This is a genomic window from Humitalea sp. 24SJ18S-53, assembly GCF_050632385.1.
Taxonomy (GTDB): domain Bacteria; phylum Pseudomonadota; class Alphaproteobacteria; order Acetobacterales; family Acetobacteraceae; genus Humitalea.
This window is the reverse complement of the sequence record NZ_CP192599.1, coordinates 1,102,837-1,127,790: the sequence shown is the minus strand read 5'-3', so window position 1 is coordinate 1,127,790 and position 24,954 is coordinate 1,102,837. Positions and strand designations below refer to the sequence as shown.

26 protein-coding genes are annotated in these 24,954 nt (G+C 69.0%); 18 read left to right on the top strand and 8 right to left on the bottom strand.

Going from position 1 to position 24,954, the window contains the following annotated elements; all coding sequences use genetic code 11:
* Window positions 1–96: 96 nt before the first annotated feature.
* From ACQW02_RS05500 to ACQW02_RS05480, 5 genes are all read left to right on the top strand, one after another.
* Window positions 97–1,038 carry a 4-hydroxy-tetrahydrodipicolinate synthase family protein gene (locus ACQW02_RS05500; protein ID WP_431284268.1) on the top strand — a complete coding sequence of 314 codons (942 nt, stop codon included), beginning with the start codon at window positions 97–99 and terminating at the stop codon, window positions 1,036–1,038.
* The gene (locus ACQW02_RS05495; RefSeq protein WP_431284267.1) at window positions 1,035–1,496 is read left to right on the top strand and encodes a MarR family winged helix-turn-helix transcriptional regulator; all 462 of its coding nucleotides are present in this window, start codon (window positions 1,035–1,037) and stop codon (window positions 1,494–1,496) included. Before ACQW02_RS05500 ends, ACQW02_RS05495 begins: the two co-directional genes overlap by 4 nt.
* A 63-nt stretch (window positions 1,497–1,559) precedes the next feature.
* Complete coding sequence (locus ACQW02_RS05490; RefSeq protein WP_431284266.1) at window positions 1,560–2,375, top strand: transporter substrate-binding domain-containing protein; 816 nt, start codon at window positions 1,560–1,562, stop codon at window positions 2,373–2,375.
* Between the two features lie 32 nt (window positions 2,376–2,407).
* Window positions 2,408–3,076, top strand: a complete 669-nt coding sequence (locus tag ACQW02_RS05485) for an amino acid ABC transporter permease (protein ID WP_431284265.1) — start codon at window positions 2,408–2,410, stop codon at window positions 3,074–3,076.
* Window positions 3,076–3,780, top strand: coding sequence for an ABC transporter permease subunit (locus ACQW02_RS05480; protein ID WP_431284264.1), 705 nt, complete (start codon window positions 3,076–3,078; stop codon window positions 3,778–3,780). The genes ACQW02_RS05485 and ACQW02_RS05480 overlap by 1 nt, the downstream gene beginning before the upstream one ends.
* Here the strand turns inward: ACQW02_RS05480 and ACQW02_RS05475 are convergent.
* Genes ACQW02_RS05475 through ACQW02_RS05460 form a run of 4 tightly spaced genes read right to left on the bottom strand, consistent with a single transcriptional unit; the run spans window position 3,761 to window position 7,387 of the window.
* Entirely contained in the window at window positions 3,761–4,672 is a 912-nt protein-coding gene (locus tag ACQW02_RS05475; RefSeq protein WP_431284263.1) for a dihydrodipicolinate synthase family protein, read from the bottom strand. The genes ACQW02_RS05480 and ACQW02_RS05475 overlap by 20 nt on opposite strands.
* Window positions 4,672–5,754: an NAD(P)/FAD-dependent oxidoreductase gene (locus tag ACQW02_RS05470; RefSeq protein ID WP_431284262.1), complete on the bottom strand. Its 1,083-nt coding sequence runs from the start codon at window positions 5,752–5,754 to the stop codon at window positions 4,672–4,674. Before ACQW02_RS05470 ends, ACQW02_RS05475 begins: the two co-directional genes overlap by 1 nt.
* A complete protein-coding gene (locus ACQW02_RS05465; RefSeq protein ID WP_431284261.1) occupies window positions 5,751–7,121 on the bottom strand; it encodes an NAD(P)/FAD-dependent oxidoreductase in 1,371 nt (456 codons plus the stop codon). The genes ACQW02_RS05470 and ACQW02_RS05465 overlap by 4 nt, the downstream gene beginning before the upstream one ends.
* Window positions 7,121–7,387 (bottom strand): (2Fe-2S)-binding protein, encoded by a 267-nt coding sequence (locus tag ACQW02_RS05460; RefSeq protein ID WP_431284260.1) that lies wholly within the window; start codon window positions 7,385–7,387, stop codon window positions 7,121–7,123. The genes ACQW02_RS05465 and ACQW02_RS05460 overlap by 1 nt, the downstream gene beginning before the upstream one ends.
* 123 nt (window positions 7,388–7,510) lie before the next feature.
* Here ACQW02_RS05460 and ACQW02_RS05455 point away from each other — a divergent pair, with 123 nt between their 5' ends.
* Genes ACQW02_RS05455 through ACQW02_RS05435 form a run of 5 tightly spaced genes read left to right on the top strand, consistent with a single transcriptional unit; the run spans window position 7,511 to window position 11,360 of the window.
* A complete protein-coding gene (locus ACQW02_RS05455; RefSeq protein ID WP_431284259.1) occupies window positions 7,511–8,251 on the top strand; it encodes an amino acid ABC transporter ATP-binding protein in 741 nt (246 codons plus the stop codon).
* Window positions 8,252–8,264: 13 nt separating this feature from the next.
* Complete coding sequence (locus ACQW02_RS05450) at window positions 8,265–9,080, top strand: transporter substrate-binding domain-containing protein (RefSeq protein WP_431284258.1); 816 nt, start codon at window positions 8,265–8,267, stop codon at window positions 9,078–9,080.
* Between the two features lie 2 nt (window positions 9,081–9,082).
* On the top strand, window positions 9,083–9,757 hold the full coding sequence (locus tag ACQW02_RS05445; RefSeq protein ID WP_431284257.1) for an amino acid ABC transporter permease: 675 nt from the start codon (window positions 9,083–9,085) through the stop codon (window positions 9,755–9,757).
* The gene (locus ACQW02_RS05440; protein WP_431284256.1) at window positions 9,757–10,446 is read left to right on the top strand and encodes an amino acid ABC transporter permease; all 690 of its coding nucleotides are present in this window, start codon (window positions 9,757–9,759) and stop codon (window positions 10,444–10,446) included. Before ACQW02_RS05445 ends, ACQW02_RS05440 begins: the two co-directional genes overlap by 1 nt.
* Before the next feature lie 2 nt (window positions 10,447–10,448).
* Entirely contained in the window at window positions 10,449–11,360 is a 912-nt protein-coding gene (locus tag ACQW02_RS05435) for a DUF6282 family protein (protein ID WP_431284255.1), read from the top strand.
* A 263-nt stretch (window positions 11,361–11,623) separates the two neighbouring features.
* Here ACQW02_RS05435 and ACQW02_RS05430 read toward each other — a convergent pair whose 3' ends face one another.
* The 3 genes from ACQW02_RS05430 to ACQW02_RS05420 all read right to left on the bottom strand — a co-directional run bounded on the left by ACQW02_RS05430 (window position 11,624) and on the right by ACQW02_RS05420 (window position 14,633).
* Complete coding sequence (locus tag ACQW02_RS05430) at window positions 11,624–12,400, bottom strand: NAD(P)H-dependent oxidoreductase (protein WP_431284254.1); 777 nt, start codon at window positions 12,398–12,400, stop codon at window positions 11,624–11,626.
* Between the two features lie 80 nt (window positions 12,401–12,480).
* Window positions 12,481–14,022 carry a cryptochrome/photolyase family protein gene (locus ACQW02_RS05425; RefSeq protein WP_431284253.1) on the bottom strand — a complete coding sequence of 514 codons (1,542 nt, stop codon included), beginning with the start codon at window positions 14,020–14,022 and terminating at the stop codon, window positions 12,481–12,483.
* Window positions 14,019–14,633, bottom strand: a complete 615-nt coding sequence (locus tag ACQW02_RS05420) for a DUF6134 family protein (protein WP_431284252.1) — start codon at window positions 14,631–14,633, stop codon at window positions 14,019–14,021. The genes ACQW02_RS05425 and ACQW02_RS05420 overlap by 4 nt, the downstream gene beginning before the upstream one ends.
* A 93-nt stretch (window positions 14,634–14,726) precedes the next feature.
* On the opposite strand from ACQW02_RS05420, the gene ACQW02_RS05415 reads away from it, so the two are divergent.
* From ACQW02_RS05415 to ACQW02_RS05385, 7 genes are all read left to right on the top strand, one after another.
* The gene (locus ACQW02_RS05415; protein WP_431284251.1) at window positions 14,727–15,257 is read left to right on the top strand and encodes a SixA phosphatase family protein; all 531 of its coding nucleotides are present in this window, start codon (window positions 14,727–14,729) and stop codon (window positions 15,255–15,257) included.
* A complete protein-coding gene (locus ACQW02_RS05410; RefSeq protein WP_431284250.1) occupies window positions 15,257–16,795 on the top strand; it encodes a CHAD domain-containing protein in 1,539 nt (512 codons plus the stop codon). Before ACQW02_RS05415 ends, ACQW02_RS05410 begins: the two co-directional genes overlap by 1 nt.
* Window positions 16,796–16,875: 80 nt before the next feature.
* Window positions 16,876–17,442 (top strand): thermonuclease family protein, encoded by a 567-nt coding sequence (locus ACQW02_RS05405; RefSeq protein WP_431284249.1) that lies wholly within the window; start codon window positions 16,876–16,878, stop codon window positions 17,440–17,442.
* Between the two features lie 178 nt (window positions 17,443–17,620).
* A complete protein-coding gene (gltA, locus tag ACQW02_RS05400) occupies window positions 17,621–18,928 on the top strand; it encodes a citrate synthase (RefSeq protein WP_431284248.1) in 1,308 nt (435 codons plus the stop codon).
* A 387-nt stretch (window positions 18,929–19,315) separates the two neighbouring features.
* Entirely contained in the window at window positions 19,316–19,975 is a 660-nt protein-coding gene (locus ACQW02_RS05395; protein ID WP_431284247.1) for a hypothetical protein, read from the top strand.
* A gap of 88 nt (window positions 19,976–20,063) precedes the next feature.
* Complete coding sequence (locus ACQW02_RS05390) at window positions 20,064–21,062, top strand: ABC transporter substrate-binding protein (protein WP_431284246.1); 999 nt, start codon at window positions 20,064–20,066, stop codon at window positions 21,060–21,062.
* A 21-nt stretch (window positions 21,063–21,083) separates the two neighbouring features.
* Complete coding sequence (locus tag ACQW02_RS05385) at window positions 21,084–22,724, top strand: ABC transporter permease (RefSeq protein ID WP_431284245.1); 1,641 nt, start codon at window positions 21,084–21,086, stop codon at window positions 22,722–22,724.
* A 4-nt stretch (window positions 22,725–22,728) separates the two neighbouring features.
* Here the strand turns inward: ACQW02_RS05385 and ACQW02_RS05380 are convergent, their stop codons facing one another.
* A complete protein-coding gene (locus tag ACQW02_RS05380) occupies window positions 22,729–23,634 on the bottom strand; it encodes a LysR family transcriptional regulator (protein ID WP_431284244.1) in 906 nt (301 codons plus the stop codon).
* Between the two features lie 97 nt (window positions 23,635–23,731).
* Between ACQW02_RS05380 and ACQW02_RS05375 the strand changes: the two genes are divergently transcribed.
* Window positions 23,732–24,913, top strand: coding sequence for an MFS transporter (locus ACQW02_RS05375; RefSeq protein WP_431284243.1), 1,182 nt, complete (start codon window positions 23,732–23,734; stop codon window positions 24,911–24,913).
* Window positions 24,914–24,954 lie beyond the last annotated feature (41 nt).

The window sequence follows — 24,954 nt, the reverse complement described above, 5'->3', positions numbered from 1 at the left end:
GCGGTACGCTGGGGCAACGAGGGCGTGAAAGTCAACGCCCGGCTTGATCCAGGCCGCCTTCGATCGCAGATTGGCCCATCGGATGGAGCAGCCACCATGACCAAGATGCGTATCGAAGGGTCGTTCGTCGCCCTGATCACCCCGTTCAACGCCGATGGCGCGGTCGATTTCGGCGCCTTCCGCACCCTGCTGGACTGGCATGCCAACAACGGCACCTCCGCCGTGCTGATCATGGGGTCCACCGGCGAGGTCTCGATGCTGTCGCCCGATGAGCGCCGCGAGATCGTCCAGAAGACCGCCGCCATGAAAGACGGCCGGATGAAGTTCTTCTACGGCTGCACCGGCTCGTCCACCGAGGCGACCATCGCCTATCTGCGCCACGCCCGCGCCAACGGCGCCGATGGCGCGATCCTGGCCGCGCCCGCCTATATCTGCGCACCCGAGGACGACATCGAGGCGTATTTCGCCGAATGCGCCGATGCGACCGACCTGCCATTGGGCATCTACAACAACCCGCCGCGCGTCAAAACCGACCTGCATTGGGACCATCTGCTGCGGTTGCTGAAGCACCCGAACATCGTCGTGCTCAAGGAAAGCACCACGCGCGTCGGACAGGTGGCGCAAGTGCTGGCGGCGAAGCCGGACGGCGCGGTCATGTGCTGCGACAGCCCCAACCTGGGCCTCGTCGTGCCGACCATGAGCCTCGGCGGGCACGGCACCGCGAACATGACGGGCAACCTCGACCCCGCCGGCATGGCGCTTCTGTCCACGCCATGGAAAGACCCCGCCCAATCGGTGGTGTTCCGCGACACCTACCTGCGGATGCTGCCGTTGCTTCACTTCACCTATTCGGCGATCAATCCGGTCGCCGTGAAGTCGCTGATGAAGGCGGTGGGCCTGCCGGCCGGCGACTTGCGCCGCCCGCTGACGGCGCTGAAGCCCGACCACCTGGCAAAGGGCCTGGCCATCGTGCAGGCGCTGGGCCTGGACCGGCAGTATGGCTGGGGCACGCAGATCCAGGCGCTCGCCGCCGAGTGATCCCCCTCGTCCACGAACGCCCCGGCCATCTGATCCGTCGTTGCCAGCAGATCGCGGTCGGGCTGTTCCTGGAACATTGCGCGCCCTTTGACCTGACGCCGATGCAATACGCCGTGCTGCGCGCCGCCGAGGCGCAGCCCGGGCTCGACCAGATCACCATGGCCGGCCTGATCGGGCTGGACCGGTCCAACGCCGCCCGCTTGGGGGCGGCGCTGGAAGCGCGCGGCCTGCTGCATCGCACGACCGACCCCGCAGATCGCCGCGTGCGCCTGCTGCGCGTGACGCCAGCCGGCGCCGCGTTGCTGCGCGCGGTGGAACCGGCGGTTGAACGGGTGCAGGCGGAACTACTCGCCCCAGTGGCGCCCGACCTTCGACCGGTGCTGCTGGAGGCCTTGGGCGCCATCGCGTCCGCCCATAACCTGTCCTCCCGCGCGCCACAGCGGGTGAAGGCCGCCTGATCGGCCCTTGCGGGGCGGATAGCGTTGCTCCTAGCGTTCCGGCGCAATTCCCGGAGACGCAGCATGACCGACCGCCGTTCCCTGCTCGCCCTCGCCACCACGATGGGCGGCCTGATGATCCCGGGCGCGCAGGCGCGGCCACTCGACCAAGTGCTGTCCACGCGCAGGTTGCGGGCGGGGATCAATCCGACCCTGGTGCCCTTCGGCACCTTCAACGACCGCAACCAGATCGACGGCTTCGATGCCGACATCGCGCGCGAGATCGCGAAGCGGATGAACGTCGAGCTGGAAATCGTGCAGGTCGGCAGCCCCGACCGCATCCCCTTCCTGCAGGCCGACCGTATCGACATCGTGCTGGGCGCCATCACCCGCACGGTCGAACGGGCGCTGGTGATCGACTACACGCAGCCGTTGCACACCCAATCGGTCGTGGTGCTGACCAAGGAAAGCGGCACCGCCAAGCCCATCGCCCGTCTGGCCGACCTGAACGATCCCGCGGTGCGGCTGGTGCAGGTGCGCGGCACGGTCGGCATTCCCTGGATCGCGGCGAACGCGCCACGCGCCACCGTCACGCTGCTGGACAACTACCCCGACACGTTCCGCGCGATGCAACAGGGCCGCGCGGATGCCATGGTCGATGTGTTCGAAAGCGTCGTGGTGCCGATGCGCAATGTCGCGGGCGTGCCGTGGAAGGTGTTGGATGAGGTGATCGCCTCCACCTGGGTCGGCATCGGCGTGCAGAAGGGGAATTACACCCTGCGCGACGTCCTGAACCTGGTCCTGTTCGAAATGCACCGCTCGGGCTTCGTGAACACCACATGGGAAAAATGGCTGGGGTCACCGATGCGGACGCCGATCCCGTTCAACCCGATGTTCTGACCGAATCCTGACCCCGTGCCAGGCTTCGCCTGATGTCGCTGCAATACGGGCAGGTCCTGCACTACCTGCCCGATTTTCTCTGGGGCGCGGGGCTGTCCTTGTGGATCGCGGCCGTCGCCTTCGCCGGCGGGCTGCTGATCGGGCTGGCCGGGGCGGCGGTGTTGACCTATGCGCCCATATGGGCGCGGCTGCCGGTCATCGGGTATGTACGGTTCTTCACCTATACGCCGCAGTTGGTGCAGATCTTCTTCCTGTTCTTCGCCCTGCCTGAATTCGGCATCATCCTGCCTCCCATCGCCGCCGTGTTGATCGGCATGACCCTGAACGCCGGCGCCTACCTGACCGAAATCGAACGGGCGGGGTTCGACAGCGTGCCCCGCGCTGAACTCGATGCCGCCGAGACCTTGGGGTTTTCCCGCGCGCAAACCATCTGGCATGTGATCGCGCCGCATGTGGTGCGGACGCTGTATCCGTCGCTGTCCAACCACTACATCATCATGACGCTCGGCACATCGATGGCCGCGATCTTCGGTGTCGAGGAACTGACCGCGCGCGCGTTGAACGCCAATGCCATCTCCTTCCGCTCGGTCGAGATCTTTTCGCTGACGGCGGGCATCTACATCCTGCTGACGATCATCGCCTCCTTCCTGCTATGGGCCGTCGGGCGCTGGCTGTTCCGCATCCGCGCGCGGATCTTCTGATGTCGGCCTGGCAGATCGTGCTGGCCGAGGCGCCGCGCTTCTTCACCTACTGGAACATGCTCTTCCTCGCGCAGGCCGTGGCGAACACGCTGGTCGCATCGGTCGTCGGCTGCGGGCTGGGCTATGCGCTCGGCTTCCTGCTGGCGGTGCTGCGGCTGCCGCAGGTCGTCCCGCTGGCAGCGGTGCGGGCAACGGCGATCCTTTGGGTCGAGGCGTTTCGTCGCATCCCCTTCCTCGTCCTGCTGCTGTTGGTGTTCTTCTCGACGCAGGCGATGCGGCTGGACGCCCCGCTGTGGTCCGTCGCGGTCGCCGCGGTCGCCATCCGCATGAGCGCGCTGGCGGCTGAAAACATCCGCGCCGGCCTGGACAGCGTGCGCCCGCAGCAATGGGAAGCGGCGCTGACGATGAATTTTTGGCCCCTGACCGCCCTGTTCCGCATCGTGCTGCCGCAGTCCTGGCGGGTGATCCTGCCGCCGTCGATCGTGCATGTCCTGAGCATGGTGAAGGAGACATCCCTCGTCTCCCAGATCGGCTTTATCGAACTGACCTTCGCCGCCAAAATGCTGACGCAGCGCGGGTTCTCTGCCATCCTGACCTATGGCACGGCGCTGGTGATGTATTTCCTGGTATCGTGGCTGCTGGCCTCGCTCGCGCGGGCGGCGGGTAGGAAACTGACGGCGCGGCCTATAATCCTGACGCCCTGAGCGCAACGCGCAGCGCCGCCGCGTCGGACGGCTCGACGGGTGGCTGGGGCGGGCGGACACAGGCGTTGGGGATGATACCGAGTTCACGCAGGCACCATTTGATGCGCGCCGTTGCCCGACCGCCGGGAGGGGCGCCGTAGATCGCCTCGGCCAGGGGTTCCAGCCGTTCATGCAGCGCGCGGGCGGCCAGCAGGTCATTCGCGCGTATGGCGGCGTCCAGGGCGACGATCTCGTCGGGCAAGATATCTGCAAGGGACACGAGGCTGCCGTCGCTGCCATGGACCATGCAGGCCAACAGATGCTCGTCGCCGCTGGCGCAGACAGCGACATCGGGGCGCAGATGCTTCGTCATGCGGCGCAGGGCGTCATAGGCATCGACTTCCCAGCCCCCTTCCTTGATCCCGACGACGGCCGGGATCTCCAGCAAGGCGGCAAGCGTGTCCGGCGTGAATCCCATTCGCCCGGCGCCGTGATGCGCCTGAAACAGGAACAGCGGCATTCCGGGCACCGCATCGGCAATGGCGCGATGATGCAGCACGGACATCGCCGTGGTGTGCGTCATCGCAAAACTGTTCGGCAAGAAAATCATCACGGCATGGGCACCCGCGTCGCGCGCGTCCCGGGCTTCCTGCGCGGCCTCGGCGCTGGATTCCGCATTGACCCCGGCGACGATTAGTCGCTCGCCGACGGTGGCGACTGTGACCTCCACTGCGCGGCGCTTTTCGGCGGCGGTGATGACGTAGTTTTCGCCCGCATGGCCGTTGATCAGCACGCCCGCGATGCCCGGTCGCATCACGCAATGCGCGGTATGCGCGGCGTAGGCGTCCCAATCAGGCGAAAAATCCGCGCGCATCGGCAGCACGGTCGAAGGGTAAATGCCGCCAAATCGCATCACAGCCGCTCCATCGGAAATAACGGCAATTCCGGGGGTTGCCCCGTAATCGCCTGGGCCAGGATCTTTCCCATATAGGGACCACTGGTATAACCCGAATGCACTGAACCGATCGTCCAGGCATTGTCGATGCCGGGCACCGGGCCGATGACAGGAAGCGCATCGGCCGTTTCGGCTTCCAGCCCGAGCCAGGACCGGACCACGCGCGCATCGCGCAGGGCGGGGACCGTGTGCGCGGCAAGGCGAATGTTGCCGAGAAAGCTTTCGGGCTTCACCGCCAGGCCGCCCCGCGCGCGATCGCCAACGCCCTGCCACCCTCCGCCGATCAGCACCGTGCCATTGGCGTATTGCTTCAGGCTCAGCAGCCCCGAAGCGACGCCCAGCACGGTGCGCATCACCGTCGGCATGCGTTCGGTCACCACCAATTGGTTCACCAGGACCTTGATGGGCAGCGACACGCCCAGCCATGCCGCCATGTCCTGCAGCCAAACCCCTCCGGCCAGAACCAAGCGCGTGGCGCTGACCGACCCGGCCGGCGTGGCCAGCTCAAACCGCCCATCCACACCGCCAACGGGCGTGTTCTCCAGCAAGGTGACCCCGGCATTCAGCAGCGCGCCGCGAAACGCCAACCCGGTCAAATAGGCGCTGGTGAAGCCGTCGATCGGGCAATGCCCGGCCAATCGCACGCCATCGGCCAGGCCAGGTTCGATCGCCTGCGCCGCCGTGCCGGAGATCAATTCGATCGGCGCCCCTGCCGCCCGTCGCGCGGTCGCGCGTTCCTCCAGCATCGCAGCCTCATGCGGGGTGAAGGCGACGGACAGCCCCGGGCAGGCGGTCGCCAGCACGCCGCGCCCGTCGCACCATTCGGGCATCCTCAGCCACATCTCATGCGCCCGCAGCGCGTAGGGCACGAGGGCCGCGCGAGTCATCTGCATGGTCAAGGTGCCGGCATTGACCCCCGATGCTTCGCGGCAGATCTCGCCACGGTCCAGCAGCACCACCCGCATCCCGGCGCGCGCCAGAAATAGCGCCGTCGAGCAGCCCATGACGCCGGCGCCAACAATCGCGCAATCGTAAGTCACAACGGCGCCGGTGCGGGCACGGGAATGTCAGCGTAGTCGAAGTCGCCCAAAATCGCGTCCATGGGAACTGGGCGAAGCGGGATGCGCCCTGTCGTAAAACCGACAGCGGCGACGGGCACGTTCCGGCGCGATGCCAGCAGGGCCGACGCGGCTTCTCCACACATCCGCCCCTGGCACGGACCCATGCCGCAGCGCGTGAATTGCTTAAGCTGGTTCATGGTGCCAGCACCGGCATCGGCCGCGGCGTCAATCTCGGCGCGGGTCACGCCCTCGCATCGGCAGACGACGGTCGTGGCCGGGATCGCTTCGATCAGCGCCGGGCGCAGCGCCATCATGCCCGCCATTACCGCGCCAGCCCGCGCCGCCCGGGCAAAGGCCCCGGCAGGATCGGAGCCCTTAGGCGCAAAGCCCAGGTCACGCAGTGCCGCCCGCGCGGCCAGGCGACCGGAGGCCGGGGCCGCCGCGGCACCGCGCAGACCCGCGCCGTCGCCCGCCGCATAGAGGAACGGCACCGAAGTGCGCCGCCCAGCATCCAGCACCGGCACCCAGCCGCCGAGGCCGGGGTCGTGCACATGCGCGCAGCGATAGGTACGGCTGGCCTCGGTCGCCGGCACCAACCCGTGGCCGATGCATAGGGCGTCGGCTTCCATCAGGCGCCCGTTGACCCGTACCGCCGACAGCACGGCATCGCCCGTGGCCTCGGTCACGCGGGCGCCCGTCAGTACCGGCACGCCCGCCGCGGCAATGCGGGCGCGCCAGATTAGCCCGCGTGCCAGCACATCCGGTCGCGCCGCCAGCGCCGGGAGCGCACGCGCCCATTCGGAGGTTGTCGCGGCATCGACCAGCGCCACGACCCGCCCGCCCGCGGCCAGGATCTTGGCCGCGACCGCGTAAAGCAGCGGCCCCACGCCCGCGACCACCACGCGACGGCCGGGCAGGACGCCCTGGGCCTTCAGCAGGATCGTCGCCGCCGCCAAGCCTAGCACGCCCGGCAGGGTCCAGCCTGGAAAGGGGATGACCCGTTCATGCGTGCCGGTCGCCAGGATCAGCGCGCGCGCGGTGACCTCCGCACCCAGGGCCGACACGGTGAAAGGCCCCGCCCCCTCCGCCACCAGCGGCCCGCCGCCGAGACCCCAGACGCGGCGGCCGGCCAGGACCTCGGCACCGCTTTCGGCCAGGGCTGCGCGCAGGCGGTCGCCCGCGCGGCGATCGGCGTCGCGCGGCCCATCAAACGCGGGGGCGCGAAAAACCTGTCCGCCTGGCTGCGGGCTTTCTTCCAACAGCACGGTACGCGCACCTGCGCGCGCGGCCTCGGTCGCCGCTGCCATTCCGGCCGGACCACCGCCCAGGACAGCGATGTCGTGCATCACGTGATCACCTGCCCGGCCGCGACGGGGGTGAGGCAGGCCTGCACCAGCCGGCCGCCCACCCGCACCAGGCATTGCTGGCACACACCCATGTGGCAAAAAGCCAGGCGCGGGCGGTCTGGCGACAGCCCGTCACCAAAGCGCAATTCCCCCGCCGCGATCAGCGCGGCGGCCAGGGATTCGCCCGGATACGCCTGGACCTCGCGACCAAACACCGTGATGGCGACCGGGGCGGGACGGTTCAGACCCTCGATGCGGAGCAGCATGCCGCAAAACATAGCGAAGCCGCGCCGCCGCACCACTCCCCGGCGTCGTGTTTTGCCCTGAACGGCGCTTGACGTTCCGAAGCCCTGCATGAACCATCCGTCATCCTTATCGGGACACGACCATTGGGTTTCCTGTCGATCGAGGGCCTGACCGCTTCCTATGGTGGCAAGACCGATGTGCTCAGCGGCGTGACCCTCTCGGTGCCGCGCGGCGCCGTGGTCGGGCTGATAGGGCCATCCGGCTCGGGCAAATCGACGGTGCTGCGCACGCTGGTCGGGCTGCTGAAGCCCCGCGCGGGCAAGGTGACGGTTGGCGGGCAGGCCGTGGACTACGGCGATCGCGCGTCCCTGCGCGCCGCGCGCGACCGCTTCGCGATCGTCTTCCAGCAATACAATCTTTTCCAGAACATGACCGCACTACGCAACGTTACGGTCGCCCCCACCCTGGTGAAGAAACGCCCGGCGGAGGAGGTCGAGGCCGAAGGCCGCGCCCTGCTCGCCCGCGTCGGACTGGCATCCAAGGTCGATTCCTACCCGGATGAACTCTCCGGCGGCCAGCAGCAACGCGTCGCCATCGCCCGCGCGCTGGCGCTGAAGCCCGAGATCCTGCTGCTGGACGAAGTGACCGCCGCGCTCGATCCCGAATTGGTGGGTGAGGTGCTGGACACCATCCGCTCCCTGCAAAGCGACGGCATGACCATGCTGATCGTCAGCCACGAGATGGCTTTCATCCGCGAAGTCGCCTCCACCGTGGTCTTCATGGACCAGGGCCGCGTGGTCGAGGTCGGTCCGCCATCGCAGATCCTCGACGCGCCGAAATCCGACCGCCTACGCGATTTCACCGCCCGCATCCTGCGCCACTGAAGAAAGCCCAGTCATGACCACAGACCGACGCACGCTTTTCGCCGCGGGCTCCGCCGCCGCCACCCTGTTCGGCATCAGCAGCGCCGAGGCCCGCCCGGTCGAGGAGGTGCTGCGCGGCCAGGAACTGCGCGTGGGCGTGAACCCCACGCTGCCGCCGCGGGCGCTGTTCAACGATCGCAACGTGATCGACGGGTTCGAGCCGGAAATCGCCGCGGCCATCGCCCAGAAACTCGGTGTCCGGCTGGTACTGCAGCCGGTCGGTTCGCCCGAGCGTATTCCGATGGTCGCCGCCGGTCGCATCGATTTCGTGATGGGCGCGATGAGCCGCACCAGCGAACGCGCCAAGGTCATCGACTACACGGTGCCGGTGCATTCGGAGAACTACGGGATCATTTCGGTCGAGAGCAAGAACCTCACGACCATCGCCGCACTCGACAGCGAACAGGTGACGCTGGCCCAGGTGCGCGGCACCACCGCCCTGCCCTTCATCGCGCGCCGCATGCCCAAGGCCCGCGTGCTGCTGCTGGACAACTACCCCGACCGCAACCGGGCCATTGCCCAGGGCCGTGCCGATGCGTCCTTCGATGGCGTGGATGCGGTGCGCTTCTCGCTGCGGCCTTTTGCCAGCACGCGCTGGCAAGTAACGGCGGTGCCGGAATATGGCGTGACCTATTCCGGGCTGGGCGTTGCCAAGAACAATCATTCGCTGCGGCTATGGCTGAACATTGCGCTCTACGAGTTGCACGAGGACGGGTTCATCGAGCGCGCATGGGAAAAGTGGTTTGACGGGCCGATGTTCACCAAGGTGCCGCACTCGCCGTTCTTCTGACCATGTCCTACACGCTGGTTTATGCGCAGATCTGGGGGCACCTCCCCTATCTGCTGGCGGGCGCCTGGCTCAGCCTGCAACTGGCGGCGATTTCCTTCGTTGTTGGGTCCGCGATCGGGTTGGCCAACGCGCTGGTGCTGCGCCACGCAACCGGCGCCGCGCGCTGGCCGGTCGTGGCCTATGTCACCTTCTTCATCAATACGCCGCTGCTGGTGCAGATCTTCTTCCTGTTCTTCGTGCTGCCTGACATGGGCATCCTGCTGTCGCCCTATGCCGCCGTCGCCATCGGCATGTCGCTCAATGCTGGCGCCTACCTGACCGAGATCATGCGCGCGGGCCTGGCCAGCCTGCGCAGCACCGAGATCGACGCCGGGGCCGCGATGAATTTCTCCGGGCCCCAGATGCTCTGGCTCGTGGTGATCCCTCATATCGTCAAGGCGCTTTACCCGGCCCTGTCCAACCAGTTCATCATCCAGGTGATGACCACCTCCATCGCCTCGATCTTCGCGGTCGAGGAATTGACCGGTCGCGCCTACAACATCAACAGCCTGACCTTCCGCTCGTTCGAGGTCTTCTCCATCGTCGCGGTCATCTACGTCGGCCTGACGCTGGTGTGCAGCCTGGCCCTGGCGCTGCTCGGGCGCTGGCTGTTCCGGGTCAGGGCGCGGATCGTCTGATGTGGAACACCTGGCAGGAAGAACTCGCCGCCTTCTTCTCCCTCTATCACATCGCCTTCATGGGGGAGGCCTTCGCCCACACGCTGGCCCTGTCGTGGATCGGCGCGCTGGCCGGGTTCGGCATCGGCTTCTGCCTCGCCCTGTGCCGCCACCCGCGCTTGTTCGCCGCCTGGCCGCAGCGGACGCTGGCGATCGCCTATGTCGAGGTGTTTCGCCGCATCCCCTTCCTGGTGAAGCTGATGTGCGTCTTCTTCGCCTTCCAGTTCGCCGGCATCCGCGTGTCGCTCTTCGCCGTGGCGCTGACCACGGTGGTGCTCTCCGCCGCCGCCTTCTCGGCCGAGATCATCCGCGGCGGGCTCGACAGCATCCCCGGACCGCAATGGGATGCCGCGGAGGCGATGAACATGTCCCGCATCCAGACCCTGCGCCGCGTGGTCCTGCCGCAGGCCTGGCGGATCATGCTGCCGCCGGGCTTCGGCTACGTGGTCGGCTTCATCAAGAGCACCTCGATCGCCAGCCAGATCGGCGTGCTCGAATTGACCTACGCGGCCAAGGTCATGAACACCAAGGGGTTCTCGGCACTGCTGTGTTTCGGTACGGTGCTGCTGTTGTATTTCGCAATCTGCTTTCCGACCAAGATGCTCGGCGAACGACTTGAACGCCGACTCAACCGACCGACAGGACGTTGACCATGCCCCATGAAGCTCAAGGAACGGCGCTGTTGCGCGGCGCCATCGATTGCCACGTGCATTGCGCGCCGCATTTGAATGGCCGCACCGTCAATGTCTTCGATGCCGTGCGCCAGGCGGCCGCGGCCGGCATGCGTGCCATCGGCATCATGTGCAATTTCCAGAACACCTCCGGCTTCGCGGCCCTGGCCAATGAGGAACTTGGCCACCTTGGCTGCGAGGCCTTCGGCGGCGTCATCATGCAGCCCACCGCTGGCGGGGTGACGCTGGAGGTCGCCAAGGCGGCGATCGGCTATGGCTACGGTCCCGGCACGGGCGCGAAGTTCGTCTCACTGCCGACGCATCACACGAGGTACATCGCCGAGCGCGAAGGCCGTTCGCCGACCTTCCTCGAGACGACGTTTTCCGTGCCGAGCAACGGCAAGATCCCCGACCCCGTGCCAGCGATCCTGGACCTCTGCGCCGAGCGCGACGTGGTGTTCGACTGCGGGCATGTCAGCGCGCCCGAGTGCGTGGCCCTGGCCGAGGAAGCCAAGAAGCGTGGCGTCAAGCGCCTGCGCACCCATGGCAGCCGCTACCCGCTGGACGCCATCGCCGAGATCACCGCGCTCGGCGGCTATGTCGAATTGACCTTCTTCATCCTGACGCACGCCACCCAGGTCGGGCTGACGCACGTGGACGAGGAAAAGCACAAGATCAACGGCAGCACGACCATCCAGGATTTCGCCCCGCGCATGCGCGCGGCGGGTGAACGTTGCATCCTCTCGTCGGATGCCGGGGTCTATCTGCTGCCGCCGCCGGTCGAAGCGTTCCGGCAGTATTTGATGCTGACCCAGTCCGAAGGCTTTTCCGACGCCGAGCTGCGCCGCATGTCGCGGGACAACCCGGCAGCACTCTTCGGCATCGCGCTTTAAAGCGTGATGGCCGTAGGCGCGAATGCGCCGCAGGACTGAATCACGCGACAAAACAACAAGCTAGACCGCGATGCGTGAGCGAATGCGAACGCATCGCGGTCTAGCGGGGGGTCCCGATCGGGGCCGCGCCCGGCCCCGACCCAGGCTCACACCCCACCTGTTGACGGCAACTGGAGGCAGCGGCCCCCGCCAGGGCATGGCGCCAGTCCCAATCGGCGCAGCCGCCAAGGGCCAGCGCCAACAGCAGGATCGCACCGCCCCCATCACGCCAGGTCAAGGTGCTGCCTCCGCCGGATGAAGGGCGAATGGACCGGGGCCTCCGGCACGATCCGGCCATCCGCGCCCCATTCCGCCTTGCGGTTGAACGGGATGGCCGCCCGCCCGTCGATGTTCAGCAGATCCGCACGGAACGCCGCGACAATCCCCTTCAGGCGCGCCTCGACGGCGGCCGGGTCTGAGTAGCGCAACCCCGCCTCCACGCCATAGGCGACAAAATGCTCCAGCACCGTGTAGCCCGCGTAGGCGAGGTTGAAGTTCACCGGCCACAGCATGAGGTCGATGTCGCCGCTGCGGCCGTCATGCATATAGGTCTCGCGGCTGGTGCCCACGGTGACCGAGAGCATGGCGCGCTTGCCGGCGAAGCGGCCGTTCTCGAAGCGCCTGGCGCTCGTATAGGCCTCGCCATAGGCCCAGACCCGATCGAACCAGCCCTTCAGCATCGCGGGCGGCATGTGCCACCACATCGGATATTGCAGGACCAGCAAATCGGCCCGGTCCATGCGCGCCAATTCCTCGGTGACATGCGCGGGCAGCGTGCCGTTCTGGGACGCGTGGCGCTGCTCCGCCTGCACATCGAAGCGCGCGGCGTTCAGCGGGGCGGCAAAATGCTCCGATCGCTCGCAGGGATCGAAGCCCATGGCATGGAGGTCGGAGACGCTGGCCGTCCAGCCTGCCGCCTCAAGCGCCGCCACCCCTTCGCGCACCATGTGCGCGTTGAAGGATTGCGGCTCCGGATGGGCGAGGACGAAATGGGCATGCATGGCTTGGCCTTCGACGGTTCGGCAGAGGCTACCCGAGCTTCGCCACCCGGCGAAGGGATCGGCGGCACACGCAGCCCGCGTCACACCAGCGGCGCAACGGCGTCCAGGAAGGCCCGCGCCCTGTCCCGCATCGCCTTGACCTTCTCCGGCAGCATGTTCCGCAACCCGCGCACCGGCATCGCCATCCGCGGGTTGTTTTCAAATCGTTCGGCATGCCGCGCGATAAAGTCCCAGTACAGGAAATTGAACGGGCAGGCGCGCTCGCCCACCGCATCCTTCACGTCATGCGCGCAAGCCCCGCAGTAGTCGGACATGCGGTTGATATAGGCACCGGACGCCGCATAGGGCTTTGACGCCATCATCCCGCCATCGGCATGGATCGCCATGCCATGCGTATTGGGCAGTTCCACCCATTCATAGGCGTCGGCATAGACCGCCAGGTACCAGTCGTTGATCGCGCCCGGCGCGATCCCGGCCAGCAGCGCGAAATTGCCGGTCACCATCAGGCGCTGGATGTGGTGGGCATAGGCCAAGTCCCGCGTCTGCCCCACCGCCGCCGTCATGCAGGCCATGCCGGTCGGCGCCCCCCAATAGAAATCCGGCAGCGACCGCACAGCCCCCAGCGCGTTCGTATCCCGATACGCGGGCATCTTCAGCCAGTAGATCCCGCGCACATATTCCCGCCAGCCGAGGATCTGGCGAATGAACCCCTCGACCGCGTTCAGCGGCGCCTGGCCCGCGTGGAACGCGGTCTCGGCGGCGCGGCAGGCCTCCAACGGGTCCAGCAGCCCGCAGTTCAGGCTGGTGCTGATCAGCGCATGGAACAGCGTCGGCTGGCCGCGTGCCATCGCGTCCTGGTAATCGCCGAACAGCGGCAGCCTGTCACGGATGAAGCATTGCAGCGCGGTGCGCGCATCCTGCCCGGTCACCGGCCAGTTGAACCCGGCCAGCGTGCCGAAATGATCGGGGAAGCGGGCGGCGACCAGGTCCAGCACCTCCTGCGTGATCGCGTCGGGCGGGAATGCGGGGGGCCCCGGCGGCGCCACGCCCTTGGGCAGGGGCTTGCGGTTGTCCGCGTCGAAATTCCATTCCCCGCCCGCAGGCACGCCATCCGCGTCCAGCAGCAACCCGTGGTCGCGGCGCATCTCGCGGTAGAAGAACTCCATGCGCAGCGATCTGCGCCCCGCGGCCCAGCCGGCGAAGCGGGTGTGGGTGCAGAGGAAGCGCGTATCCTCGCGCATCTCCACCGGCACGCCCGTGGCCGCTTCCCAGCCGGCGATATCCTGTGCCACGCGCCATTCGCCGGGTTCGGTCACCACGATCGCCGCCGGGCGGTGGCGCCGCGCCGCGCGCAAAACCTCGCCGGAGAAGCTGCCGGTATTGGCCGGGTCGTCCAGCCGGATGTGGTCCACGCGCACGCCGCGGGCCGCAAGGGCACGGGAAAAATGCCGCATCGCCGACAGGATCAGCGCGATTTTCTGGGGATGGTGGGGGACGGTGGTGCATTCCTCCAGCACCTCCATCAGCAGGACGGTGTCCTGCGCGGGGTCCAGCCCGTCCAAGGCGGCGATGCCCGGCGACAATTGGTCGCCCAGCACCACGCGCAGCACGCCACCCGTCACGCGGGTTGGTAGACGATCGCGCTGCCATCCTCACCGCGCGTGGAAAACCCGGTCCATGCGCCGTCGGGGCTGGCATAGGTCGCCTCGCCGCCCGGATCGGCGGTGACCGACCAACGCAGCCGCGCGCCGTCCAGCGGGGTGCGGCGTGGCGGGGCGGCGACCAGCGCGCCGGTCGCGGGGTCGAACAGCGGGCCGCGCATCGATGTCTCCCGCCACCAGGTCAGCGGCGCCGCATCGGCCGGCAGCCGGCCATTGCCGCCCGTCGCCTGGAACGCCAGCCCCTGCGCATCGGCGCGCACCACCATGCTGTTGGGCTGGCCCTTCTTTTCCGACCGGGAATCGGCCGAAACCAGCCGCCCGTCGCGCCAGACCTCCTGCGCCTGCACGCGGTAGCTGAACACGGTGAAGGACATCACGCGCACGATGATCTCGATCTCGGCCACGGCGCGGGTCGTGGTGCCGTCCTGCGTCACGGTCACGCGGTGGAAGCCGACCTCCCGTCCCTCGCGCATCACCTTGAACCGTACCGTGGCCGGGGCGGCGGCGGCGGGGCGGGCCAGCAGGCCGAGGGGGAGGCACAGCGCGGTTCGGCGGGGCAGGTGCAGCATCATGCGGACATTCCTACGCCTGATGCCACGAAGCCGTCATCCCTCGCCCGGCCTGCCCCACAAGACAGCGCCGGCCGAGCATGCGAGGATAAGGCCATGCGCCAACTACTGCTGCTTCGCCACGCAAAGTCATCCTGGGATGATCCACGCCTGTCGGACCACGCGCGCCCGCTCAATGCGCGCGGCCGCAGGGCGGCGGCGGCGATGGCGCGGGCGATGCGTGACCTCGGCCTCGCACCCGATGTCGTCATCGTCTCCTCCGCCCGCCGCACCCTGCAGACGCTGGAGGCGCTGGCCCCGCTGGATGGTCCGCCGGTGGTGGTGCCGATGGACGACCTGTACCTGGCCCCCTGGACCGGGCTGATGGAAACGCTGCGCCGCTTGCCGGAAACCGCGCGCAGCGTGCTGCTGATCGCGCATAATCCTGGGCTGCACGATCTGGCGCTGGCGCTGGCCGGCACCGCCTCGATGGCGGCCGGGGGCGATGCGCTGCGCCTGGCCGAGGCCTACCCGACCGGGGCCCTGGCGGAATTCGCCCTGGCCGTGCCCTGGGCCCGGATCGAGGCAGGGTCGGGCCGGCTGATCCGCTTCCTGGTGCCGGCCGACCTGCCGGAAATGGCCGCCTGATGCCGACGCGCCATCCCGCCGTGCCGCCCGACGCCGATCCGCCGGAGGATCCCGCGGCAAGTGACCCGCGGGAGGCACCGGCCGCGGCCACCTTCGCGCTGGAACTGGACTTGCCGCCGGGCCGTGCGGGGCGCCTCGCCCGGCACCCGGCCTTTGCCGGGCGCACAGGCCGCGCCCGCGGCAGCGCCGAAACCCTGATTTGGCTCGACACCGCGGAGGGCGCCTTGGCGGCCGACGGGCTTGCCCTGGAAGCCCCCGCCCGCGGCGACCGCCGGATGATCCACGGCCTGGACCGCGGCGCCGAGCCAGGCGCGCCACCGCGCGTGGCCGATATCGAAGCGCCGCCCGAACCGCTGGTCCCGATCGCGGCCTTCGACGGCCGGCGCATGGTCTGGCGCCTGGCGGGTGATGTGGTGGCCACGCTGCGCCATGGCCGGTTGCGCAGCGTCGCCGCCGAAGCCGAAGCCGCACGCCTGCTGCTGGAAGGCCCGCCCACGGCCGTCCTGGCCCTGGCACATGCCCTGGCCGCGGACCTGCCCCTGCTGCCAGCCACCGTCAGCCTGGCCGAAGCCGCCCGCGCCCTGGCCCATAACACCGCCCCGCGCGACCGCCGCCGCGGCGCCCCGGTCCCCACCCCCGATGCCAGCCTGGCCGACGCGCTGGCCGCCGCCATCGGCCACCTGACCGATGTGCTGCTGATCCAGGCCCCCCGCGCGCATGACGGCACGGCGGTCGAGGGCGTGCACCAGATGCGCGTCGCCGCCCGCCGCCTGCGGTCCTTGCTGCGGGTATTCCGCCGCGCCATCGACGGCCCCCCCCTGCGCCGCCTGGACGCAGGTCTGCGTGACGTCGCGGGCCGTCTCGGGCCCGCGCGGGATTGGGACGTCTTCCTCGGCGGCATCGGCGCCGGCCTGCATGAGGCCGCCGGCACCGACAAGCGTGTCGCCGCATTGCTGCGCCGGGCGGCGGCCGAACGCGATACCGCCTATACCGCGCTGCGGGCGACCCTGGATGGCGCCGACTGGCGGCACCTGACGCTCGACCTCGTGGCTGCCGCCCGCTTGCCCGACTGGCGGACGGAGGTCGCCGATCCCACAATCCTGGACGCCCCATTGCCGCCCTTCGCGGCCGAGGTTCTGGCCCGCCGCTGGCGCGGCCTGAAACGGGCGGCGCGCGACATCGAAACCCTGTCGATGACCGAACTCCACGCGCTGCGGCTCGATGCCAAGCGGGTGCGCTACGCCGCCGAGTTGCTGGCGCCGCTCTGGCCGGAGCGCGCGACCAAACGGTTTGCCAAGCGGCTTGCCGCCTTGCAGGAAGCGCTCGGTCTGGCGAATGACGCGACCGTGGCGCGTGACTTGGCCATGCGCCTTTCCACCACGGCCAAAGGCGCGTCGAAAGCCGTGTCGCCCTGGGCGATCGGCTTGCTCGAAGGCTATGCGCTGGCGCGCGCAGCGGGGGCACGCGAACACGCAATCGCCGCCTGGGAAGACGCGAGAAGCGCGCCTATTTATTGGAAAAATCCACCAATTCAATAGGTTATGAAATAATTTCAAGGCGACATATCACGTCAACTCGCCCATGGACTCACGCTCCCGTGCTCTGGTAGGGACGTTCTGTGCTGCACCGTCGTCGCATCTTCCGCCACGCCTCCACACCCCGCCGCTGGCGTGGGGTGGCCACATTGCTGTGCGCCGGCGTGCTCGGCGCGGCGCTCACCGGGCTTGGCCTGCCGTCGGCGCTGATGGGCAGCGCCCCGCGCGAACAGGACTGGACGGCCCTGGCCGCCGACGTCCGCGTGGTCGATGGCGACACGCTGCGCCTGCGCGACCGCACCGTGCGCCTGATGGGGCTGGAGGCGCCGGAGCGCGGCCTGCGTTGCGTCGACCCAACCGGGCGCGGCTTCGATTGCGGGGTCGCGGCGGCCGAGGTGCTGGCCCGCTTGCTGGTGGACCGGGACGTGACCTGCCGCGTGCGCGGGCGGGATAATTTCGGCCGCGCGCTGGGCGTCTGCGCCGCGGGCGGCGTGGAGTTGAACGCGGGCCTGGTCACCGCGGGCTTCGCCCTCGCGGAGGCCGGTGGCGCGTCAGTGCTCGGCGCCGCCGAGGCCTCCGCACGGCGCGATGGCCGTGGGCTATGGGCGCCGGGCTTCGCCGGCCCCGAGGGCTGGCGGCGCCGCAACTGACGCCGCCCGCCGGGGCAACCCGTGCCGCCGATTCACCCCCGGCGCGACGCGATTTCGCCACACTCGACAAATCCCGCATCCGGCGCCATCGACAAGCCGCGCCTCTGGCGCGATGTATTGCGTCGCAACATGCGAGCGGGTCTCAGAGCCCCGCAACGCCTGACCGATAGGAAACCCGATGACCACAACGCCCAAAGGCTCGCTGACCGTTACTCATGACGGGACCAATCGATCGGTCACCCTGCCGCTGCTGGGCGGCACCATCGGGCCGGAGGTCGCGGATATCCGCAAGCTTTACCCGGAACTGGGCGTCTTCACCTACGACATCGGCTATGGCGGCACCGCCGCGACCGAAAGCAGCATCACCTACATCGATGGCGATGAGGGCATCCTGCTGTACCGCGGCTACCCGATCGAACAACTGGCCGAAAAGAGCGATTTCCTGGAGGTCGCCTACCTCCTCCTGAACGGCGAACTGCCGAACAAGGCCGAAGCCGCCGAGTTCAACTACGGCGTCACCCGCCACACCATGCTGCACGAACAGCTGCGCCGCTTCTTCGAGGGCTTCCGCCGCGACGCCCACCCGATGGCCGTGATGTGCGGCGTGGTCGGGGCCCTTTCGGCCTTCTACCACGACAACCTCGATACCTCGGACCCCCGCCAACGTGAGATCGCGGCCTTCCGCCTGATCGCCAAGGTGCCGACGATCGCCGCCTGGGCCTACAAGTATCGCGTCGGCCAGCCGTTCATGTATCCGCGCAACGACCTCGGCTACGCGGAAAACTTCCTCTACATGCTGAACGCGGTGCCGACCGAGCCGTACAAGTCCAACCCGATCCTCGCCAAGGCGATGGATCTGATCATGATCCTGCACGCCGACCATGAGCAGAACGCCAGCACCAGCACGGTGCGCCTGATCGGCTCGACCGGTGCCAACCCTTATGCGGCCGTCGCCGGCGGCATCGCGGCCCTCTGGGGCCCCGCGCATGGCGGCGCCAACGAGGCGGTGCTCAAGATGCTGGCCGAGATCGGCAGCGCCGAGAACATCCCCGAGTTCATCTCCCAGGTGAAGGATAAGGGCAGCCACACCAAGCTCATGGGCTTCGGCCACCGCGTGTACAAGAACTTCGACCCGCGCGCGAAGATCATGAAGGAAACCTGCCACGCCGTCCTGGCGGAGCTGGGCATCAAGAACGACCCGACCCTGGCGATGGCCATGGAGATGGAGCGGATCGCGCTGTCCGACGACTATTTCGTGAGCCGCAAGCTGTATCCGAACGTCGATTTCTATTCGGGCATCATCCTCAAGGCGATGGGCATCCCGACCGAGATGTTCACCGTGCTCTTCGCGGTGGCGCGGACGGTCGGCTGGGTCAGCCAGTGGAAGGAAATGATCGAGGATCCGTCGCAGCGGATCGGCCGCCCGCGGCAGGTCTATACGGGCGCGGTGCAGCGCGACTACGCGGCCCCCGACACGCGGGGCTGACCGGGGGGGGGCCTCGCCCCTCACGTATCCGTGAGATCATTCGACCGCCGCGGGGCAGCCCGCGGCGGTTTTTGATTCGGCTTTCGTGAATTCTTTACGTCTGGCGAGAATTTTAGCTCACCCCCTGCGATGCCGGAGAGCAGCCCCGGCGTAGTTCACGGCCCGGTTCAACCGGATGGGTCAAGGTGCTGACTCCATGGGTGATGTATCAAATCGCAACTTTGTCGCTCACGTTATTTTTCGGTTTTGCAAGTCATGGACCGGCCAGAACACGGCCGGAACACGCGTAAAGAACGAAAGAATCTTTTGGTTCCAGCGTGCTTGGCCCTTGATAACATTTTCGTGAGCATGTTTTCTGCGTCTCGTAGGTTGCAGAGGTAGTCTTTCATGCGCGTCCAGGGCGAATTGCTTCACGTCCCACCATCTTCTCCATCGCTGGACCGCCAGGTCCGCACGCGACTTGGGCAATGGCCGCAACGACCGCCCGGCTCGGTGCCCAGCGCCAAGCAACCCGGAACCTGGCTGCGTGGGCGGCCGGATCCCTCCCCCGTGTTGCAGCCCTTCCTGAAGTATCCGGGCGGCACCCATATGCGGACCCTGCCCGACGGGCTCTGGCTGCACTTCGGGCCCGATCCGCAGGAGCCCTACTGCGACATCCTCTGCGTCGAAGCCTGCTCCTCGATGACCAACCTGCTCGACAAGCGGTCCCGCTTCGCGCCCAACACCTCGTCGCTGCTGGCGGTCTGCCCCCTGGCCTGGCTGCTGGCGCCCTCCCAGCCCGATGACGACGTGCCGCGCTGGCGCCAGATCGGCCTGTTCCGCCAGGAACCGGTCCGCAACCTCAGCCTGCCGGTGCGCGACATCCGCGTGCTCTATGGCCTGACGCCGCGCCACTACCGCGGCTTCGCGGCCAATGCGATGCCGCATCCGCATGAGTATTTCTGCCCGATCGACGCGCTAATCGACGCCAAGGGCGAGGAAAACCCGGCGATGCGCGCCCTGATCGAACGCGCCAGCGCCTCCTCGTCCTTCATGAGCCTGCCGTGAGATCATCGAAACTTCACAATCCCCCCCTGCCGGGGCCGCCCGGCAGGGGGTAGAGGCCGCTTTTCAGATCGCCGGACCGAGAAGCCGCATGACGCCGTTCCCCCTGATGTTCCGCCGCACCGCGCTGATCGCCGCCGCCGCCCCCCTGGCAGCCGTCGCCCAAACCCCCGCCATCTCCGGCACGTTGGTGCTCTACACCTCCCAACTCGAACCCGACGCCGCCCAGACGGTCGAGGCCTTTCGCCGCCGCCATCCGGCCGTGCAGGTCGATTGGATCCGCGGCGGCACCAACCAGATCCTGCCCCGCCTGCGGGCCGAGATCGCCGCCGGCAGCCCGCGCCCCGACGTCCTGCTCCTGGCCGATGCCCTGACCTTCGAGGCGCTGAAGGCCGAGGGCCGCCTGCGCGCCTCCCCCGATGTCGATCGCGGCGCCACGCCCGCCGACCGGCATGACCCCGACGGCACCTATTTCGGCACCAAGCTGATCACCACCGGCATCATCGCCCATGCCCGTGCGCCTTTCGTGCCGCGCCGCTGGGCCGACCTGCTGGACCCGCGGGCGCAGAACATGACCGCGATGCCCTCGCCCGCCGTGTCCGGCGCCGCCGCGATCCATGTCCTGGCCACGGCGCAATCGCCCGACCTCGGCTGGCCCTACCTGACCCGCCTGGCCCAGGCCGGGTTGCAGCCGCGTGGCGGCAATGGTGCCGTGATGCAGGCGGTCGCCGCCGGCGAACGCGCCTTTGGTATCATCATCGACTACCTGCCGATCCGTGAGGCGGCGCGCGGCGCCCCTGTCCGCTTCATCTTCCCCGAGGATGGCGTCTCCGCCATCACCGAACCCGCGGCGATCCTGTCCACCGCGCGCAACGTGCCGGCGGCGACCGCCTTCCTCTCCTTCCTGCTGTCGCGCGAAGGCCAGGATCTCGCCTCCCGCCAGGGCTTTTTGCCGGCCGATCCCGCCGTCGCGCCACCCCAGGGCTTCCCCGATCCCGCGTCGATCCGCATCCTGCCCCTCGATGCCAAACGCGCCCAGGCCGAGAGCGAGGAGACCCTGCGCCGGTTCGGTGCCCTCGTCGGCCAATAGCCGGCTTTTGAGCAACCCGCCTTGACCCCGGCCGCCCCGCGCGGCGCGGTCGGCTTTGCCCTGCCGTGGCTTGTCCTGCTCGCGGCCATTCCCCTCGCGCGGTTGCTGGCCGAGGTCCTGGGCACCCCTGCCCTGTCCTCGCTGGCGACCGACGCCGCCGTGTGGCGGGCGACCTGGCGCAGCCTGGCACTGGCCTTCGGCGCCACGCTCCTGTCGGTGCTGCTGGGGGTCGCGCTGGCCGCGGCGCTGTTGCTGCGCGATATCCCGGGCCGGCGCCCGCTGCTCTTCGCCGCCATCCTGCCGCTGCTGGTGCCGCCGCAGGTGATGGCGCTGGCCGTCGCCCAGGTGGGCGGCCCGGCCTCGCCCTTGCTGCTCGCCCTCGACCTGGCCCCGCCGCTCGGCAGTCCGAACCGTGCCTATGGGCCGGCGGGGATGATGCTGGTCCTGGGGGTGCAGGGGGCGCCGCTGGTCCTGCTGGCCCTGGCCGCCCTGGTGCGCCGCGTGCCGATGGAGGCGGTGCAGGCCGCCCGCTCCCTCGGCTGCACCCCGGCGGCCGCGCTGCGGCGGATCGTCTGGCCGCTCCTGCTGCCGGGCGTAATAGCGGGCGCGGGCCTCGCCTGGCTCGCGGCGTTGGGCAATTTTGGTGTCGCGGCGGTGCTGGGCATACCGGCGCGTTGGACGGTCTTGCCCGTGCTGCTGTGGCAGCGGCTCGGCGCGGGCGGCGCGCAGGCGCTGGCCCAGGCGGCCGCACTGGCCGTGCTGCTGGCCGTGCTGGCGCTGCCGGGGTTGCTGGCGCAGGTGGTGGCCGCGCGCGCGGCGCCACTGCCGGACGGGCGGGTCTTCGCTCCGCTGCCGCTACGCCATGGCTGGCTGCTGTCGCTGCTGGTCGGCGCCTGGTTGCTGGCGGTGCTCGGCGTGCCGCTGCTGTCGCTGGGCGCGACCGCGCTGGTCCCGGCGCTGGGAATGCCGGTGTCGCCCGAAACGCTGACCTTGCGGCATTTCCTCGCGGCCCTTTCCCCCGGCGCGCAGACCGGGCGCGCGGTCGGCGTATCGCTGATGCTGGCGGGCGGCGCCGCGCTGGTGCTGGCCGCCGCCGCGGTGCCGGTCGCGCTGGCGCTGCGCGCCAGGCCGGTGCGGATCGCCGCCGGCATCGCCGACCTGCCCCAGGCGCTGCCCGGCGCCTGCACCGCCATCGCCGCGATCCTGGTGGTGCTGGCCCTGCCAGGGGGTGGCGCGCTCTATGGCTCGGTCTGGCTGATCGGCCTGGCCTATCTGACGCGGTTCCAGCCCCTGGCCTTGCGGCCGGTGGCAGCGGCCGCGGCGCGGCTGGACCCACGCCTGGATTTTGCCGCGCGGGGCATGGGTGCGGGGTTGCTGTGGCGGGTGCGCGCGGTCTGGGGGCCGCCCCTGGCGCCGGCGCTGGCGGCGGGGGCGCTGGTCGTCACCCTGCTGGCGGTGAATGAGGTCACCGTCTCCGCGCTCCTGATCGGGCCGGGCGCGGTGACGCTGGGCACGCTGGTCTTCAACCTGCAGGATGCTGGCCAGGCGCCCCTGGCCGCCGCGACCGCGCTGTTGGCGCTGGGCCTGGTGGCGGGGCTGATGCTGGCCGCGACCCTAGCGGGCCGAGGCTTGCCGGCCGGGACTTTGCCCTGGCGACCGTGACCGATCAGGTCACCCTTCCCTCCGCCGCCAAAAAGTCCAGCAAGGCCCGCACCCGCGACGGCAAAGGGCCACCCTGCCCGACGTAGATCGCGTGGACCTCCTCCCTGTCGCCCGGGTTCAGGTCCTCCAGCACTGGCACAAGCCGTCCGGCCGCGAGATCCGCGCGGATGGTGAACCCCGCCAGGCGCGCCAGCCCGGCGCCGCCCAGCGCCAGGTGGCGCAGCGCCTCGCCATCGCTCACCTGCACCCGGCCCGTGGGCGGCACGACCAGCACCCCACCCGCATCCCGCAGCGGCCACCCCTTGGCACTGCGCACATAGCCGAAGCCCAGGCAGTTGTGGGTATCGAGGTCGCCCGCCGTCCGCGGCCGGCCAAAAGCCTCCAGGTAGGATGGCGCCGCGACGATCATCAGCGGCGAGTCCCCCAGTTTGCGCGCGACCAGGCTGGAACTCTTCAACGGCCCCGCCCGCACCGCGACATCCGTGCGCTCCGCGAGCAGGTCGATCACCAGATCCGTCTGCACGATGTCCAGGGTCACGCGCGGATAACGGGTCAGGAACCGGGGCAGCACCGGCGCCAGCACATGCATGCCGTAGGATGCGCTGGTGTTCAGGCGAATGCGCCCGACCGGAGCCTCGCCACTCGCGGCGCCACGTTCGGCATCCTCAAGGTCGGCCAGGATCCGCGTCGCCCGCTCGTAGAAGGCGCTGCCTTCCGGCGTGAGCAGGAATTTGCGCGTCGAGCGATTGACCAGCCGCGCCCCCAGCCGCGCTTCCAGTCGGGCGATCAGTTTGCTGACCGCCGAGGGCGTCATCCGCCCGGCGCGCGCTGCCGGCGAAAACCCCCCCGTGTCCACGACGCGGACAAAAACCTCCATCTCACCGGATCGATTGACGTCGGGGCGTGCCATTGTGACTTCATCTCACAGATGATGTTCCTTGCGGCCTTCTATCTCACGTCACCCGCGCGATCCATCTTCGCCGCATCGCAAGACAATGGGATCGATCATGCCTTTGGCTCTCTACGCGCTGACGGCCGGTGCCTTCGGCATCGGCGTCACCGAATTCGTCATCATGGGGCTGCTGCTGGAGGTGAGCGCCGAGTTGGGCGTCTCCATCGCCTCCGCCGGGCTGCTGATTTCCGGCTATGCGCTCGGCGTCGTGGTCGGCGCCCCGCTGCTGACCGTGCTGACCGCGGGCATGCCGCGCAAGGGCGTGCTGATCGGGCTGATGGTGATCTTCGTCATCGGCAATGCCGCCTGCGCGCTGGCGCCGACCTACGGCACGCTGATGGCCGCACGGGTCCTGACCGCGCTGGCACACGGCACCTTCTTCGGGGTCGGTGCCGTGGTGGCCACGGGGCTGGTCGCGCCGGACAAGCGCGCCATGGCGATCGCGACGATGTTCACCGGGCTGACCGTCGCCAATATCCTGGGCGTGCCCTTCGGCACCTGGCTCGGCCAGGTCTTTGGCTGGCGCGCGACCTTCTGGGCCGTGGCCGCCGTCGGCCTGGTGGCGCTGGCCATCATCATCGCACTGGTGCCCAGGGAACGCGGCGTGCCGGAGGCCTCCGGCTGGCGCGCCGACCTGGCCGCCATCGCCCGCCGCCCCGTGCTGCTTGGCCTGCTGACAACCGTGCTCGGCTACGCGGGCGTCTTCACGGTCTTCACCTATATCGCCCCGGCGCTGACCACGATCACCGGCTTCCCCGCCACGGCTGTCGCCCCCATCCTGCTGGTCTTCGGGGGCGGGCTGATCCTGGGCAACCTGCTGGGCGGCAAGCTGGCCGACCGCAACCTGGTCGGGACCGTCCTCGGCAGCCTGGCGGCGCTGGCCGTCGTCCTCGCGTTCATGACCGCCGGCCTGCACCAGCCCATCGCGGCCGTGGCATTCGTCGGGCTGCTCGGCGTCGCGGGCTTCGCCACGGTCGCGCCCTTGCAGATGTGGGTGCTGTCTAAGGCACAAGGCGCCGGGCAAAGCCTCGCCTCCAGCTTCAACATCGCCGCCTTCAACCTGGGCAATGCCATCGGTGCCTGGACCGGCGGGATGGTGATCGACCACGGCCCAGGCTTGGGCATGGTGCCGCTGATCGCCGCCCTCTTCCCGGCCGCCGCCATCGTGACGGCCCTGCTCGCGCTGCGCGCGGGCCGGGTCGCCACCGCTCTCCGGCCAGCCCGTTCGGCGATCTGACGCCCTGGGTCCATTTTTTCTCGGCCCCCATGTCACATCGG

Bases quoted from the DNA above. Each gene is read 5' to 3' on its own strand.
- ACQW02_RS05430 (WP_431284254.1), bottom strand. From the start codon at position 12,400: ATGCATGCCCATTTCGTCCTCGCCCATCCGGAGCCGCAATCCTTCAAC.
- ACQW02_RS05440 (WP_431284256.1), top strand. From the start codon at position 9,757: ATGTGGAACACCTGGCAGGAAGAACTCGCCGCCTTCTTCTCCCTCTAT.
- ACQW02_RS05500 (WP_431284268.1), top strand. From the start codon at position 97: ATGACCAAGATGCGTATCGAAGGGTCGTTCGTCGCCCTGATCACCCCG.
- ACQW02_RS05395 (WP_431284247.1), top strand. From the start codon at position 19,316: ATGCGCGTCCAGGGCGAATTGCTTCACGTCCCACCATCTTCTCCATCG.
- gltA (WP_431284248.1), top strand. From the start codon at position 17,621: ATGACCACAACGCCCAAAGGCTCGCTGACCGTTACTCATGACGGGACC.
- ACQW02_RS05375 (WP_431284243.1), top strand. From the start codon at position 23,732: ATGCCTTTGGCTCTCTACGCGCTGACGGCCGGTGCCTTCGGCATCGGC.
- ACQW02_RS05450 (WP_431284258.1), top strand. From the start codon at position 8,265: ATGACCACAGACCGACGCACGCTTTTCGCCGCGGGCTCCGCCGCCGCC.
- ACQW02_RS05480 (WP_431284264.1), top strand. From the start codon at position 3,076: ATGTCGGCCTGGCAGATCGTGCTGGCCGAGGCGCCGCGCTTCTTCACC.
- ACQW02_RS05435 (WP_431284255.1), top strand. From the start codon at position 10,449: ATGCCCCATGAAGCTCAAGGAACGGCGCTGTTGCGCGGCGCCATCGAT.
- ACQW02_RS05415 (WP_431284251.1), top strand. From the start codon at position 14,727: ATGCGCCAACTACTGCTGCTTCGCCACGCAAAGTCATCCTGGGATGAT.
- ACQW02_RS05475 (WP_431284263.1), bottom strand. From the start codon at position 4,672: ATGCGATTTGGCGGCATTTACCCTTCGACCGTGCTGCCGATGCGCGCG.
- ACQW02_RS05390 (WP_431284246.1), top strand. From the start codon at position 20,064: ATGACGCCGTTCCCCCTGATGTTCCGCCGCACCGCGCTGATCGCCGCC.
- ACQW02_RS05380 (WP_431284244.1), bottom strand. From the start codon at position 23,634: ATGGCACGCCCCGACGTCAATCGATCCGGTGAGATGGAGGTTTTTGTC.
- ACQW02_RS05445 (WP_431284257.1), top strand. From the start codon at position 9,083: ATGTCCTACACGCTGGTTTATGCGCAGATCTGGGGGCACCTCCCCTAT.
- ACQW02_RS05465 (WP_431284261.1), bottom strand. From the start codon at position 7,121: ATGCACGACATCGCTGTCCTGGGCGGTGGTCCGGCCGGAATGGCAGCG.
- ACQW02_RS05490 (WP_431284266.1), top strand. From the start codon at position 1,560: ATGACCGACCGCCGTTCCCTGCTCGCCCTCGCCACCACGATGGGCGGC.
- ACQW02_RS05460 (WP_431284260.1), bottom strand. From the start codon at position 7,387: ATGCTGCTCCGCATCGAGGGTCTGAACCGTCCCGCCCCGGTCGCCATC.
- ACQW02_RS05410 (WP_431284250.1), top strand. From the start codon at position 15,257: ATGCCGACGCGCCATCCCGCCGTGCCGCCCGACGCCGATCCGCCGGAG.
- ACQW02_RS05420 (WP_431284252.1), bottom strand. From the start codon at position 14,633: ATGATGCTGCACCTGCCCCGCCGAACCGCGCTGTGCCTCCCCCTCGGC.
- ACQW02_RS05485 (WP_431284265.1), top strand. From the start codon at position 2,408: ATGTCGCTGCAATACGGGCAGGTCCTGCACTACCTGCCCGATTTTCTC.